General features: G+C 60.8%; 10 protein-coding genes. 4 read left to right on the forward strand and 6 right to left on the reverse strand.

Features of this window, described 5'->3' with window-relative positions; all coding sequences use genetic code 11:
• The first annotated feature begins 3 nt into the window (after positions 1–3).
• Positions 4–699 carry an NAD(P)H-binding protein gene (locus GC425_RS05720; protein ID WP_151844327.1) on the forward strand — a complete coding sequence of 232 codons (696 nt, stop codon included), beginning with the start codon at positions 4–6 and terminating at the stop codon, positions 697–699.
• 33 nt (positions 700–732) lie between these two features.
• Here GC425_RS05720 and GC425_RS05725 read toward each other — a convergent pair whose 3' ends face one another.
• Entirely contained in the window at positions 733–2,280 is a 1,548-nt protein-coding gene (locus GC425_RS05725) for a SulP family inorganic anion transporter (protein WP_231699739.1), read from the reverse strand.
• Positions 2,281–5,184, reverse strand: a complete 2,904-nt coding sequence (gene uvrA, locus GC425_RS05730; RefSeq protein WP_151843150.1) for an excinuclease ABC subunit UvrA — start codon at positions 5,182–5,184, stop codon at positions 2,281–2,283.
• 120 nt (positions 5,185–5,304) lie between these two features.
• Here uvrA and GC425_RS05735 point away from each other — a divergent pair, with 120 nt between their 5' ends.
• The 3 genes from GC425_RS05735 (at position 5,305) to GC425_RS05745 (ending at position 9,435) form a co-directional block, all read left to right on the forward strand.
• Positions 5,305–5,934, forward strand: coding sequence for an MBL fold metallo-hydrolase (locus GC425_RS05735; RefSeq protein WP_231699740.1), 630 nt, complete (start codon positions 5,305–5,307; stop codon positions 5,932–5,934).
• Positions 5,935–6,123: 189 nt separating this feature from the next.
• A complete protein-coding gene (locus GC425_RS05740) occupies positions 6,124–6,984 on the forward strand; it encodes a DoxX family membrane protein (protein WP_151843148.1) in 861 nt (286 codons plus the stop codon).
• A 75-nt stretch (positions 6,985–7,059) separates the two neighbouring features.
• Positions 7,060–9,435, forward strand: coding sequence for an ATP-binding domain-containing protein (locus tag GC425_RS05745; RefSeq protein WP_151844329.1), 2,376 nt, complete (start codon positions 7,060–7,062; stop codon positions 9,433–9,435).
• On the opposite strand, the gene GC425_RS05750 is transcribed toward GC425_RS05745, so the two are convergent.
• Genes GC425_RS05750 through GC425_RS05765 form a run of 4 tightly spaced genes read right to left on the reverse strand, consistent with a single transcriptional unit; the run spans position 9,432 to position 13,967 of the window.
• The gene (locus GC425_RS05750; RefSeq protein WP_151844330.1) at positions 9,432–9,875 is read right to left on the reverse strand and encodes a universal stress protein; all 444 of its coding nucleotides are present in this window, start codon (positions 9,873–9,875) and stop codon (positions 9,432–9,434) included. The genes GC425_RS05745 and GC425_RS05750 overlap by 4 nt on opposite strands.
• 27 nt (positions 9,876–9,902) lie before the next feature.
• Complete coding sequence (gene uvrB, locus GC425_RS05755) at positions 9,903–12,029, reverse strand: excinuclease ABC subunit UvrB (RefSeq protein ID WP_151844331.1); 2,127 nt, start codon at positions 12,027–12,029, stop codon at positions 9,903–9,905.
• A gap of 9 nt (positions 12,030–12,038) precedes the next feature.
• Complete coding sequence (gene coaE, locus GC425_RS05760; RefSeq protein WP_151844332.1) at positions 12,039–12,638, reverse strand: dephospho-CoA kinase; 600 nt, start codon at positions 12,636–12,638, stop codon at positions 12,039–12,041.
• 18 nt (positions 12,639–12,656) lie between these two features.
• Positions 12,657–13,967: an acetyl-CoA C-acetyltransferase gene (locus tag GC425_RS05765; RefSeq protein ID WP_151843144.1), complete on the reverse strand. Its 1,311-nt coding sequence runs from the start codon at positions 13,965–13,967 to the stop codon at positions 12,657–12,659.
• Positions 13,968–14,149 lie beyond the last annotated feature (182 nt).

Consider the following 14,149-nt stretch of genomic DNA (forward strand, 5'->3'; position numbering starts at 1 on the left):
AATATGACTACATCAACGAAGAAGGTTCTGTACATCGGCGGCCACGGAAAGATTGGACTGCTGTCCACCAAGAAACTCTCTGCGCAGGGCCACAAGGTTCACTCCCTCGTGCGCAATCCTGACTACACCGCCGACGTCAACGAGGTCGGCGGCGAGGTTGTGCTGGCTGACATCACCAAGCTCAGTGTTGATGAATGGGCCGACCTCCTGACATCCTTCGATGATGTCGTCTGGGGAGCCGGCAACGGTGGCCGCGGCGGCGCGGACGTCACCTGGGCCGTTGACCGCGACGGCGCCCTCGCCACCATTGAGGCCTTGGAGAAGCTCCAGTCCGAAGGCCGCCACGTGCCGCGGTACTTCATGATTTCTTACCTCGGCGCCACCACGAACACGGCTGAGGAATCCTCCGAGTCCTGGTACGCCTACGTGGAGTCCAAGAAGGCTGTGGACCTTCGCCTGGCCGAAACCTCGCTGCCCTACTTCATCCTGGGGCCTGCAACCTTGACAGATGAGGACGCTGCAGGCATCACCGTGCTGCCACAGCCCCTCAACAAGGACACTCTTCCGGAGGAGTCCGAGCTGAAGACTTCCCGTGAGCTCGTGGCCGACGTAGTGACCGAGCTGGTGGGCCGCGATGAGTTCCCGTCCCAGAGCCCACTGGAGTTCATCGACGGTGAGGACGCAGTGTCCAGCATCTAGACACGCCCCTCACCACCGGGCACTGCGGTGCCCCTACTCCCCTAGTTTTCCGCTCAGCAGATCTAAACGGCGTTGGGACTCCCCGTCGAGTCCCTTCATCTCTACGCTCAGGTCTCGCTGGGCGTATTTTCTATGCACGCTATCCAGCGTCGCCACGGTAGACGCATCCCAAATCTCCGCCTTGGTCAAATCAATAATCACCCGATCCGCGCCGCTGAGCTGATCCTCGGTGTAGTCGAAGGAGTACACCAGGTCGTTCGATGATGCGAAAAAGAGCTGCCCCGTGACCTCATAAATAACGACGCCGGGCTCACCCTCATCCACGCGTCTCTCCACCGTCACGAGGTGTGCAATCCGACGGGCGAACGCCACCATAGCGGTGAGCACGCCACAGAACACCCCGATGGCCAGATTGTCCGTCAGCAACGTCGCCACCACGGTGATCAGCATCACCAGCGTTTCGGACAGCGGCATCTGCTTCAGAGTGGTCGGCGCGATCGAATGCCAGTTGATGGTGGTTCCTGCAACGATGATCATGACGGCCACGAGGGCGGCCATGGGAATCCGGCCGACGGTGTCGCCAAGCAGGAGTATGAGGACGAGGAGGAATACTCCACCCATGAACGTGGACAGACGCGTGCGCGCCTGAGCGCTCTTGACGTTAATCATGGTCTGGCCGATCATGGCGCACACACCAATGCCGCCGATCAGGGCAGACAAGATATTTCCCACGCCCTGCCCGTAGGATTCACGGGTCTTATCGGAGTGAACGTCCGTGATGTCATCCACCAGTTTCGCGGTGAGCAGGGACTCCAGTAATCCCACCAGCGCCACACCCACCACGTACGGTGCCAGCACCGACAGGGTGTCCAGGGTGAGGGGGACATCCGGAAGGAACAAGCCCGGCAGCGAAGTGGGCAGCTCCCCTTGGTCGGCAACGTCCGGCACGTTCCATCCGAAGGCCCACACAGCGCCTGTCAGGATGAAGATCGTGACCAGCGGCGCGGGGATGACCGTGGTCAGACGCGGCAGTCCCAACATGATGACCAGCCCCACCGCCACGAGCGCGTAGACCAGCCAGGGCACGTCGATGAGGTGATCCATCTGTGCGGTCAGCATGAGGATGCCCAGCGCATTCACAAAGCCCAGCATCACACTACGGGGAATGAAGCGCATCAGCTTGGCCACTCCGACAGCAGACAAAATGACCTGCAACGCTCCGGCAAGGAGCACTGCGGCGACAACGTAGTCCACTCCGTGGCTGGCAGACAGTGGGGCGATCACCACGGCCACGGATCCCGCGGCGGCGGACACCATGGCCGGTCGGCCTCCCGTGAAGGCGATGGACATCATCATGATCACGGAGGCGAAGAGCCCAACCTTGGGATCCATCCCGGCCAGAATGGAGAAGCTCAACACCTCAGGGATCAAGGCCAGGGCAACCGCCAGGCCGCCGAAGAGTTCCTTCCGGATCCGTGAGGGCGAACTTACGGCATAGCCAAATGAACTCACGATCCCGGTGGGAGCTGGACCTTCTTCGTGGGAGCCTCGCTGAATCGCGTGTGTATCCAGCGCGTCCACCTATGCGTTCTCCTTGTCTCGTGCGCGGTCATCCGTGCGCTCCTCCGTGTGGGACTTCTCCAGCAGAGGGCGGAGGTAGTGACCTGTGTAGGAACCCTCCACGCGGGCCACGTACTCCGGAGTTCCCTCGGCCACCACGGTGCCTCCACCGGATCCTCCCTCGGGACCCATGTCCACAATCCAGTCTGCAGCCTTGATGACATCCAGGTTGTGCTCGATGATGAGCACGCTGTTGCCCTTGTCCACCAGCCCCTGGATCACCAGCATTAGTTTCCGGATGTCCTCAAAATGCAGGCCCGTGGTGGGCTCATCCAGGATGTAGATGGTGCGGCCGTTCGAGCGCTTCTGCAATTCGGCGGCCAGCTTCACGCGCTGCGCCTCACCACCGGACAGCGTGGTGGCGGCCTGTCCCAGACGGACATAGCCCAAGCCCACATCCACCAACGTATTGAGGTAGCGAGAGATGGACGTAACGGGTTCAAAGAACTCCGCGGCGTCGGTGATCGGAAGGTCCAGAACCTCGGCGATGTTCTTGCCCTTGTATGTGACTTCCAGCGTCTCGCGGTTATAGCGAGCACCCTGGCACACCTCACACGGCACGTACACATCCGGCAGGAAGTTCATCTCGATCTTCAGCGTTCCGTCGCCGTGGCAGGCCTCGCAGCGCCCACCCTTGACGTTAAAGGAGAAGCGTCCCGGACCGTATCCACGAACTTTCGCTTCGGTGGTCTCCGCGAAGAGCTTGCGGATCTTATCGAACACGCCGGTGTACGTTGCCGGATTGGACCGCGGAGTACGTCCAATCGGACTTTGGTCCACCTGGACCAACTTGTCCAGGTGCTCCAGGCCGTCCACGCGCTTGTGGTGGCCAGGAACCACGCGGGAGCGATTCAGGTTGTTGGCCAACACCTTGGCCAGAATCCCATTGACCAGGGAGGACTTACCGGAACCAGACACGCCCGTGACCACGGTCAACACGCCCAGCGGGAAGGACACGTCCACGCCCTTGAGGTTGTTCTCCTCCGCGCCGCGCACCGAGAGCATCCGCTCACGATCCACCTCCCGACGCGAAGAAGGAACCGCGAGCACCTTCTTCCCGGACAGGTAGTGGCCGGTCACCGACTCCTCGCACTCAAGAATTCCAGCCGGGGCGCCCTGGTAGACCACTTCACCACCAAACTCACCGGCGCGCGGCCCGATGTCCACGAGCCAGTCGGCGGTGCGGATCGTGTCCTCATCATGCTCCACCACGATCAGGGTGTTACCCAGGTCGCGCAGATGCTCCAGGGTGTGGATCAGGCGTTCGTTGTCGCGCTGATGCAGACCGATCGACGGCTCATCCAACACGTACAGCACGCCGGCGAGGCCAGAGCCGATCTGCGTGGCCAGGCGAATGCGTTGTGCCTCGCCACCGGACAATGTCCCAGCCGATCGAGACATCGACAAATAGTTCAGACCCACGTCTAGCAGGAATCGAAGGCGAGCTTGAATCTCGCGCAGCACAGCACCCGCGATCATCTCCTCCCGTTTATTGAGTGTGAGGGAATTGAGGAACGCGCTGGCGTCGGAAATAGAAAGATCAGCAAGCTCCGCAATGCTCAAGCGGCGCTCCCCAGCGGCGATGGTGACGGCCAGCACCTCCGGCTTGAGGCGGGCGCCGCCACAGGAGCTGCAGGGCACCTCGCGCATGTAGGAGAGGTAGCGTTCCTTCGACGCCTCGGAGTCCGTCTGGTCCAGCTTGCGCGTCAGAAACGGCATCACGCCCTCGAACGGAGCGGTGTAGTTGCGCCCACGTCCGTAGCGATTGCGGAAGTTCACCGTGATCTTCGTGGAATGGCCCTTCAAAATAGCCTTCTTGTGGGCAGCGGACAGGTCCGAGTACGGAGCCTTCGGATCAAAGCCCAGCTCCTTGCCCAAGGCCGCGAGGAGCTTCTCGAAGTATTTGGAGTTCGGGGAACCCGCCCACGGTGCAATGGCCTTATTCAGTGGGGCATCCTCGTCCGGGATGACCAGTTTCTCATCCACTTCCAGGGCCGTGCCCAACCCGTCGCAGGTGGGGCAGGCACCATAAGGCGAGTTGAAGGAAAACGTCCTGGGCTCCAGCTCGTCCAGCGCCAAGGCGTGGCCGTTGGGGCAGGCCATCTTTTCGGAGAAACGACGGTAGCGGACCGGATCCTTCTCATCCAGGCTCACGAAGTCCAGCACCACAATTCCATCGGCGAGGTTCAGTGCCGTTTCGATGGAATCCGTCAGGCGCTGCTTCTGGCTAGGTTTGACCTGAAGACGATCCACCACCACGTCGATATCGTGCTTGACCTGCTTTTCCAGCTTCGGCGGGTTCGAGAGTTGATGGACCTCGCCATCCACCTTCACGCGGGAATAGCCCTGGGACGCCAGGTCCTCGAAGAGATCCACAAACTCGCCCTTGCGGGTACGCACCACGGGGGCCAGCACCTGGAACTTCAGCCCCTCCTCCATCTGAAGGATCTGATCCACAATCTCCTGGGGAGTCTGGCGCTGAATCACCTCGCCACACTGGGGGCAGTGCGGCGTGCCGGTGCGTGCGTAAAGCAGACGTAGATAGTCGAAGATCTCCGTCACAGTGCCCACGGTGGACCGAGGGTTGCGGTTCGTGGACTTCTGATCGATGGAGACCGCTGGGGACAGCCCTTCGATCAGCTCTACGTCCGGCTTATCCATCCGCCCGAGGAACATGCGGGCGTAGGAGCTTAAGGACTCGACATACCGACGCTGACCTTCGGCAAAAATCGTGTCAAAGGCCAGGGAGGACTTACCCGATCCGGACAAGCCGGTGAAGACAATCATCTTGTCACGAGGCAGGTCGATGTCCACGCCCTTGAGGTTATGCTCACGTGCTCCGCGCACAATTAGCTGATCAGCCACAGTAAATCAGTATCCAAACTATCGTTATCGGCATCGGAAGTTAATTGAACACCTATTCTACTCAAACCTCCGACATTCGCCCCAACGCCGCAAGAGCGCACGATGCGTAGGGTGGTCACTATGAGCACTACGCACCCAGAATTCTTTCACATCTCCGTGGGCAGAATGGACAACAACTGCTGGCTGATCTGCATGGGCGGAGACGCTCTGCTGATTGATGCCGCCACCGATGCCCCCGCACTGCTGGAGTTGGCGCGCGAGCATGGCGTGACCATCACCGACGTCCTCACCACGCATCGCCATGCCGACCATGTGCAGGCCTTGGCGGAGGTGCTGCAGCATACTGATGCGCGCCACCATGCCCCGAGACTCGACGCCCCAGCGCTGCCCTCCCCGGCCGATCGGACATATGGCACGGACTCCGGGGAGACGCAACCCCTGGATCTTGCGAGCAGTGCCTTGAATACATTGGACCTCCAGGTCGTGGAGCTTCGTGGCCACACCCCGGGTGGCCTTGCCGTTCTCCATCTGGACAAGCAGCAGCCCCAGGCATGGGTGGGCGATTCCGTCTTCCCGGGAGGGGTGGGCAAGACAACGTCCGACGAGGACTTCACGCAATTGCTGAGTGATGTGGAGGAGCGGATTTTCACGCTTCCCGACAACACCCTTCTGCATCCTGGGCACGGCAACTCCACCACGGTGGGCGCGGAGAAGCCTCATGTGGACGAGTGGCGCGAGCGCGGCTGGTAAATCGGACGGGACGAGAATGCGTCTTCGAAGGCGCCACCGTTGGCGCCATCATAGACGCCACTGTTGTCAGCACAATCCTTCCCTTGCCACGCGAAAAGTGCACGTGAGAGGGGTGAAGCTGCACGGCGGAAGCTTTTTCGGTATTAGTTGATAGCAGACTAAAAACACCACGAAGGGTTAGGACTACATATGATCCGCAAGATTGCTCATACTCTGGTCGCCTCGGCATTCATCGTCGACGGTGTGCAGACTCTGCGCAACCCCAAGGAGCACGCTGGCGAAGCCAAGGCCGTCATCGGACCTGTGCGCTCCGTTCTGCCTCCTCAGTACGCCAAGGCCATCCCTACCGACGGCCCAACCCAGGCACGCATCCTGGGAGGCACGAAGGTAGCCGCCAGCGCGCTGGTGGCAACGAACAAGGCCCCACGCTTGGGTGCATTGGTTCTGGCTGCAATCCAGATCCCCACCACCCTGAACCGCAACGCCTTCTGGAGCGAGAGCGACAAGAACAAGAAGCAGCAGAAGCAGACCGGCTTCTTGACGGACGCCACCTTGCTGGGCGGACTGCTGGTGACCAGCATGGACACCCAGGGCAAGCCGTCCGTGGCGTGGCGCGTGAAGAAGGCCATGCCAGGTAAGTCCGAGCAGGAAAAGATGCTGGCCAACGCCCAGGACCGCTCCAAGGAACTGGCGGAGACCGCACAGGCACAGGCATCTGACTTCTTCGGAACCGCGAAGGAGAAGGTCGCCGAGGTTGCACAGACCGTCTCCGAGTACGTGGACGATAACAAGGATGACTGGAAGGAGTCCGCACTGGACTTCCGCGACCAGGCTGCGGAGAAGGCCTCCGAGCTGCGCGACCAGGCCGCTGATTTCGGCAGCCAGGCATCCGCCTACGCCCAGGAGCAGGGAAAGGCTGCCCGTGAGCGCGCTCAGGAAGCTCAAAAGCAGGGCCGCAAGGAACTGAAGAAGGCCCGCAAGGAGGCTAAGAAGCGTTCCAAGAAGGCGCGCAAGCAGGCTAAGAAGGCTGCAAAGAAGTACAACTTCTAAAGCGCACGCCCTCCCCCACGCTCGCTGTTCCAGCACTCCCCCGGTCACCGAAAAGGTGACGGCAGGTGGGAATGCATGCACCCCAGTCCGTTGTTGACTGGGGTGCCAGTTTTTATCTTCCGCGAAAGGACATCGTTGAGCATCCACGAGGAACAACGCCACCTCGACCAGCTCCTGGCGCTGATTGCCACACGCCGGGAAGCATTGGAAGCACGCCTGAAAGACGTGCGCAAAGAAGCGGACATCGACGATCCTCAGGGCCTCATGATGCGCGACCGCGAGGCCGCAGATATTACCGCCCGGTTGCAGACCCTCACCGCCGCGGACGTGGGACTCATGTTCGGCCGTATTGATGTGGAAGATCCCACCGACGACGACCCGGATAACCCAGTCACCATCGACGGCACCGTGGTCGACCGCCGCTACATCGGCCGCATTGGCGTCCACGACAACGACGACGCCATGCGGACACTCCTCATGGATTGGCGCGCCCCGCAGGCCCGCCCCTTCTACCTAGCGACCACCCTGCACCCCCAAGGTGTTCACACGCGCCGCCACATCAAAACCCGGGGCCATAAGGTCATTTCCTCCAGCGACGAGACGCTCATTGCCCGCAGAACCTCCGCAGGAGACGCGGCCCCGGCAACGACAGGGGGCGGCGTCGGTCAGGAACAGGCATTGTTGGATGCGGTGAACGCAGCGCGCACGCCGCACATGCGCGACATCGTGGAGACCATCGCAGCGGAGCAGGACACGATTATCCGCAGCCCGTACCGCGGGGTGACGATTGTGCAGGGCGCGCCGGGCACGGGCAAGACCGCGGTGGCTCTCCATCGCGCGGCGTATCTGCTGTACACGTGGCGCGAGCAGCTGGCGAACACGGGTGTGCTTATTATTGGGCCGAATGCGCGCTTTTTGAATTACATTTCCCAGGTTCTTCCCTCGCTGGGAGAAACGGGTGTGGTGTTGGCTACTCCGGGGACATTACTGCCGGGTGTATCCACCATTCCTGAGGAGAATCTCCTGGCCCGTGAGGTCAAGGGCTCGGTGGAAATGGTCCACATTCTGGCATCGGCGGTAAAAACGTGGCAAACAGTGCCTGACGAGCCGCTGGAATTTGTGGTGGATGGCATTTCTCTGTCCCTAACTCCCGCACACGTGCGCGCGGCTCGCACGCGGGCTCGGCGTTCTCGTAAACCGCATAATCAGGCCCGCAGCATCTTTATCAATCACGCCTTGGATACGCTCACCGATGTGTTGGCCGAGCGCATCGGTGCGGATCCTTTGGGCGGACAGAATTTGCTCTCAGGGGCGGACAAGGCGCAGCTTCGGGATGACCTGGGCACCGAGCCCGATGTGGTGGAGGCCGTGGGCGAGCTGTGGCCGGAACTCACCCCAGAGAAGGTGCTCCGGCGCCTCTACACCGACCCCGACAATCTGGCCGAAGCAACCGCCGAGTACGACGAGTCCACGCGCGCCGGCCTCACCTCCCCCGCCCAATGGACCGACGCTGACGCTCCGCTGCTCGACGAGCTCTCCGACCTGCTGGGAGTTGTGGACAACGAGGAATCCGCCGAGGCTGAACGGGAGGAATGGCGCGAGGCCATCGCCGATGCCCAGGATGCGCTGGACATTCTGACGGGCTCGGCGTCCCAAGACTTGGATGATGGGTTCGATGCGGAAATCCTCATGGCGTATGACATTGTCGACGCCGAGGCTCTCGCCAAACGGCACACGTTACAGGAAAAGCGCACCACGGCCGAGCGCGCTGCTGCCGATATCCGGTGGGCTTTTGGTCATATCATTGTCGATGAAGCGCAGGAATTATCAGAAATGGCGTGGCGCATGGTGTTTCGCCGCAGTCCGAATAGGTGGATGACTCTTGTCGGTGATCCTGCGCAAACGGGTAATCCTGCCGGAGTGGATCAATGGTCGCAGACCCTATCACCCTTCGTAGGTGATCGATGGAAACTCCACGAACTGACGGTCAATTACCGCACCCCGCGGGATATTTCCGAGGTGGCTAATTCTCTACTTGCCGATATTGCGCCGGATCAGGACGCCCCGGTGGCGTTGCGAGAATCTGGAACTGGTATTCGCCAGATTTCCGGACAAGAATTGTTCACTGCCTTGCCGGAGATTCGCCAGCGCGCCGGAGAAGGATTAGTGGGCGTTATTTCTGCCACATCCCAGGCCAGTTCCACGCTGGAATCGGCACTGCACGAGCGCGGCGTGGGAATAGACGAGCACGTTATTTTCTGTGATATTTCCGCCGCCAAGGGCCTGGAGTTCGACGAGGTTGTAGTGGTGGAACCAGCCGAGTTCCTGGAGGCCAGTCCGCAGGGGCTCAACGATGTGTACGTGGCACTGACGCGTGCGACCCAGGGCCTCACCATCGTCAACGATGGTGGCTTTGAGTGGGACAACCTGCCCCCAGCGCACAATGACTAATCCACGGTGTGGACGATCATCACATCGCACTGGGACTGCCGGGCCACATCGGCCGGGACGCTGCCCAGCAGTCGCCCCGTCAGGGAGTTGATACCGCGGTTACCCACCACCAGCAGGTCCGCATCCACTTCGGTCACCACAGACATGAGGGCCACCACAGGGGCGCCGGCCTTCATCTTCGCGGTGACGTTGGTCGCACCCTCGTCCTTGGCCTCCTTGAGCGCCGCGGCCAACACTTCGTTGGCGTCCGGCTCCCCCACCACCACACGGGAATCATCTCTGGAGGAGTTCGCCACGTCCGCATCTTGGGGGTAGTAGGCGCTCGCCAGCACCAACTCTGCATCAAACGCTGCGGCAATGGCTGCCGCGCGACGAACTGCCAAAAACGAGGATTGGGAACCGTCGGTTCCCACAACAATGGTGCCGAACATAGTCACCATCCTATACGTTCGGGCTCTTCCCCGGGGCTACATGCCCGCGTCGATCATTCCCTTGAGTTCCTTCTTCAAGTCCATAATCTCGTCACGCAGCCGGCCGGCTAACTCGAACTTCAACTCCCGAGCGGCCTCCTTCATCTGCTCGGTCATCTGAGCAATGAGCTTCTCCAACTGCTCCCGGGCCATGGGCTCCCCCTCTGGAGTGAATGCCCCATCGGTCGCGAGCTGGGCGTCGGTATTCAGGGACGTCTCCCCCGCAGACGGCGAATATTCATCGCTGCCGAATTCCGCGACTTGGTCAAGGATGTCCGCGATTTTCTTCCGCAACGGTTGAGGATCGATCCCGTGCTCCTCGTTGTAGGCAATCTGCTTGGCACGGCGACGTTCGGTTTCGTCAATCGCGTAGGCCATGGATTCCGTCACCTTATCCGCGTACATGATGACCTCGCCGGAGACGTTACGCGCGGCGCGTCCGATCGTCTGGATCAGAGAACGGGTGGAGCGGAGGAATCCCTCCTTATCCGCGTCCAGGATCGCCACCAGGGACACCTCCGGCAGATCCAGACCCTCACGAAGCAAATTGATGCCCACCAGCACGTCATACTCGCCGAGGCGCAGCTGGCGCAGCAGCTCCACGCGACGCAACGTGTCGATGTCCGAGTGCATATAGCGGACCTTCACACCGTGCTCCAGCAGGTAATCCGTGAGGTCCTCGGCCATGCGCTTGGTCAGCGTGGTCACCAACACGCGCTCGTCCTTGTCCGTGCGGCGGCGGATCTGCTCGATCAGATCATCAATCTGGCCCTTGGTGGGGCGCACCTCCACCTTCGGATCGACCAGGCCGGTCGGACGGATGACTTGTTCCACGAACTCGCCACCAGCGGCCGCGAGCTCATAGTCTCCGGGGGTCGCGGACAGGTACACGCACTGGCCTTTGCGGTCATCAAACTCCTCCCACGTCAATGGGCGGTTGTCCAAGGCGGAGGGCAGCCGAAATCCGTGCTCCACGAGGTTGCGCTTGCGGGACGCATCTCCCTCGAACATTCCCCCAATTTGGGGGACGGTCACGTGGGACTCGTCGATGATGGTGAGGAAGTCTTCGGGAAAGTAGTCGATCAGGGTCGCGGGGGCCGAGCCTGCCTCTCGCCCATCGATGTGCCGCGAATAATTCTCAATGCCGCTGGTGAAGCCGACCTGTTGAATCATTTCCAGGTCATATTCCGTGCGCATGCGCAGGCGCTGGGCCTCCAGCAGCTTGCCCTTATTCTCAAGCTCCTCCAGCCGCTCTTCTAGCTCCTCTTTAATGGACTCGATCGCCTTTTCCATGCGCTCCGGCCCCGCCACATAGTGCGTTGCGGGAAAGATGCGCAATTCCTCTACATTGCGGATCACATCTCCCGTCAACGGGTGAATGTAATACAGGGTATCCACTTCATCGCCGAAGAACTCCACGCGCACGGCTAATTCTTCATAGGCCGGTATGATATCGACCGTGTCCCCCTTCACGCGGAATGTTCCACGGGTAAAGGACATGTCATTGCGCGTGTATTGAATATCCACCAACAGGCGTAGGAACTTGTCCCGGTCAATCTCCTCACCTACCCGCAGCACGGCGGAACGATCCAGGTAGGACTGAGGCGTACCCAGGCCATAAATGCAGGATACAGACGATACCACCACCACATCACGCCGGGACAGCAACGCCGACGTAGCCGAGTGACGCAGGCGTTCAACGTCCTCGTTAATGGAAGAGTCCTTCTCGATATACGTATCAGACTGGGCGATGTACGCCTCCGGCTGGTAGTAGTCATAATAGGAGACGAAATACTCCACCGCGTTATTCGGAAGAAGGCTGCGGAGCTCATTGGCCAACTGAGCCGCGAGGGTTTTATTCGGCGCCATAACCAGCGTGGGGCGCTGAACTTTTTCAATCAACCACGCGGCGGTGGCGGATTTACCCGTACCCGTGGCACCCAAGAGAACAATGTCGCGCTCGCCGCGATCGAGGCGTTCGGCTAATTCCCCAATTGCTTTGGGCTGATCGCCCGCGGGCTCATACTCACTAATGACCTGGAATGTGCCAGGAGTGCGTTCGATATCGCCGACGGGGCGGAATTCAGAATAGGATAGCTCTGGTCGCTCAGCTGCAAATGCCATGTCCACAGTCTAGCGTTGCGAGGCACACACGGTCCTCCACAGTTCATCGACCTGCTCCAGCAGCTGCTGCTGCGTGCCGTTGTTGTCCAGGACGGTGTCCGCTGCGGCGAGGCGGGACTCCCTGTCAATCTGTGCCTGGATACGACGCCGGGCGTCGTCCTCATCGAGCCCGCGATACTCCACGAGCCGCGACACACGCAGATCATCCTCCGCGTCCACGACCACCACGTGATCCATGGCCGTGTACTCGCCATTTTCGATCAGCAGCGGCATGTCGTAGACCAGAACCTCAACCCCGGCCTCGCGAGCCTGTGCGAAGCGCTCGCGGGTCAACTCCTTGATACGGGGGTGAGTGATGGAGTTGAGTTTTTCGGTCAGCTCCGGGGAGCTGAAGGCCTGCCGGGCCAATTCCGCACGATGGAGCGTGCCATCGGGATTCAGCACACCCGGAAACGCGGCATCCAGTTCAGCCAAAGTCGGCTGGCCTGGCTCCACAATCTCGCGGGCAATGAGATCGGCGTCCACCACGGTGGCTCCCAGCTCGCTGAGGCGGCGGGACACCGTGGATTTACCGGAACCGATTCCTCCGGTCAGGCCTAGAGTGAGCATCGAGTGTATATTCCTCGATTAGCGCTCAACGATGGCAACGATGCCCTGGCCACCTGCTGCACAGATGGATACCAGGGTACGGCCGCCGCCGTTTTCTTCCAGAACCTTCGCTGCGGTGGCGATGATGCGTCCACCGGTTGCAGCGAATGGGTGACCTGCAGCCAAGGAGGAGCCCTTGACGTTCAGCTTCGCGCGGTCGATGGAGCCCAGTGGAGCATCCAGGCCCAGGCGGTCGCGGCAGTAGTCCTCGGACTCGAAGGCCTTGAGGGTGGCGATGGTCTGGGATGCGAAGGCCTCGTGGATCTCGTAGAAGTCGAAGTCCTGCAGAGTCAGGCCGTTGCGCTTCAGCAGGCGTGCGATGGCGTAGGTGGGGGACATCAGCAGGCCGTCTGGGGTGAGGCCGTCGTGGCCGTGGAGGAAGTCCACGGAAGCAACCTCGGAGTCCACCAGGTATGCACGTACTGGGATGTTGTGCTCCTTCGCCCACTCCTCGGAGGAGATCAGGACGGCGGACGCACCATCGGTCAGCGGGGTGGAGTTACCGGCGGTCATGGTGGCCTTGATGCCGTGCTGCTCTGCATCCTTCTTACCGAAGACTGGCTTGAGTTTCGCCAGCTTCTCCACGGTGGAGTCTGGGCGCAGGTTCGTGTCGCGCTGTACCCCCAAGTAAGGGGTCATCAGGTCCTCGAAGAAGCCTTCCTCGTAAGCCTTAGCCAGCTTCTGGTGGGACTCTGCGGCCAGCTGGTCCTGCTCCTCGCGGGTGACGTTCAGCTCACGCGCGGTGATGGCGGCGTGCTCACCCATGGACAGGCCGGTGCGTGGCTCACCGTTGTTGGGCTGCTCTGGTGCGAACTGTGCTGGACGCACGGATCCCAGCAGCTTCAGGCGGTCCTTGCCGGTCTTTGCGTTGTTGACAGCGATCAGGGTCTTGCGCAGCTCATCGTTGACGGCCAGAGGTGCATCAGAGGTGGTGTCCGTACCACCGGCGATGCCGGACTCGATACGGCCTGCTGCAATAGCGTCACCCACGTGCACCAGCGCGGCCAGTCCGGTTCCGCACGCCATCTGCATGTCAACAGCTGGGGTGTAGGAGGACAGAGCGGAGCCGAGAACAACTTCGCGGGTCATGTTGAAGTCGCGGGAGTGCTTCAGGACGGCACCTGCTGCAACCAGACCCAGCTCTTCGCCCTGGAGTCCGTAGCGGGCAACCAGGCCGTTGATGGCTGCGGACAGCATGTCCAGGTTGGATGCCTTGGAGTATTCCTTGTTGGAGCGGGCAAACGGGATGCGGTTACCGCCGAGGATGGCGACCTTGCGTGGGGCGTTCATAAGAACTTTTCCTCCGATTTTTGTGGAAAGTGACAAATTTATGGCTAATCCCGGTACATCGACCGCGATCACGCCGTAAGGTTATACATGTAAACATACAATGTCACGGCGGACCATGAAGCCAAATTGGACGAACCACTGTCCATTCTAGTGAAATGGTTGCCAGACATTACCGATACTCA

This window comes from Corynebacterium sp. zg254 (assembly GCF_024701495.1).
In the GTDB taxonomy this organism is placed as follows: Bacteria; Actinomycetota; Actinomycetes; order Mycobacteriales; family Mycobacteriaceae; genus Corynebacterium; species Corynebacterium zhongnanshanii.

Excerpts from the sequence above, each read along its gene's own strand:
- GC425_RS05740 (WP_151843148.1), top strand. The coding sequence starts at position 6,124 with ATGATCCGCAAGATTGCTCATACTCTGGTCGCCTCGGCATTCATCGTC.
- uvrB (WP_151844331.1), bottom strand. The coding sequence starts at position 12,029 with ATGGCATTTGCAGCTGAGCGACCAGAGCTATCCTATTCTGAATTCCGC.
- GC425_RS05720 (WP_151844327.1), top strand. The coding sequence starts at position 4 with ATGACTACATCAACGAAGAAGGTTCTGTACATCGGCGGCCACGGAAAG.
- GC425_RS05765 (WP_151843144.1), bottom strand. The coding sequence starts at position 13,967 with ATGAACGCCCCACGCAAGGTCGCCATCCTCGGCGGTAACCGCATCCCG.
- GC425_RS05750 (WP_151844330.1), bottom strand. The coding sequence starts at position 9,875 with ATGGTGACTATGTTCGGCACCATTGTTGTGGGAACCGACGGTTCCCAA.
- GC425_RS05735 (WP_231699740.1), top strand. The coding sequence starts at position 5,305 with ATGAGCACTACGCACCCAGAATTCTTTCACATCTCCGTGGGCAGAATG.
- coaE (WP_151844332.1), bottom strand. The coding sequence starts at position 12,638 with ATGCTCACTCTAGGCCTGACCGGAGGAATCGGTTCCGGTAAATCCACG.
- GC425_RS05745 (WP_151844329.1), top strand. The coding sequence starts at position 7,060 with ATGCACCCCAGTCCGTTGTTGACTGGGGTGCCAGTTTTTATCTTCCGC.